This is a genomic window from Thiocapsa imhoffii (assembly GCF_016583985.1).
GTDB classification, from domain to species: Bacteria; Pseudomonadota; Gammaproteobacteria; order Chromatiales; family Chromatiaceae; genus Thiocapsa; species Thiocapsa imhoffii.
The window spans coordinates 1-573 of record NZ_NRSD01000099.1; the positions used below are offsets into that span (position 1 = coordinate 1).

General features: G+C 47.1%; 1 protein-coding gene. It reads left to right on the plus strand.

All coding sequences use genetic code 11. The annotated features are described in order from the left end of the window. The first annotated feature begins 216 nt into the window (after positions 1–216). On the plus strand, positions 217–447 hold the full coding sequence (locus tag CKO25_RS20815) for a hypothetical protein (protein WP_200389847.1): 231 nt from the start codon (positions 217–219) through the stop codon (positions 445–447). The last annotated feature ends 126 nt before the right edge of the window (positions 448–573 follow it).

Sequence of the window (573 nt, forward strand, 5' to 3'; positions counted from 1 at the left end):
GCCCTCTGTCAACAGGACAAGGAAAACGTCAAATCTGTCGCTGGATGCGACAGGTCTCGAATCGCGGAATCAGGTGTTTCGATCGCTTTCTTGGGACGCTTAGAACTCATTTCACTGAGATCACTTAGGCTCTCCCGGATCTCAGGGGGTCATGTTATCATATAAATCAGTCACTTGATGGCGGTGCTCCGCTAAAATGTCATTCGAGCGCTTTTGATGATGACTTTCGATAATGATACGATTCAGGCCCTTTTAAATCTTCCTGACCTCGCAATTGAACGAGTGGTTTTAGGTGAACGTAAAACGTTGAGAATTGACGTTCATAGTACCCTAGAAGGAACGCAGTGTCACCGTTGTGGCAAGCCGATTCATCATGCTGATGGTTTGGGTAATGAGATCGAACTTCGACATTTGCCTCTACTCGAATACCGAGTGCTGTTGATCTGACGTCCTAAGCGCTATCAATGTCGCTCCTGCGAAGGGCATCCAACGACAAGTCAAACCCTGTCATGGTATACGCCACGTGCCTCAGTCACAAAAGCTTTCGAGCAACAGATGCTTTTGGAATTGATC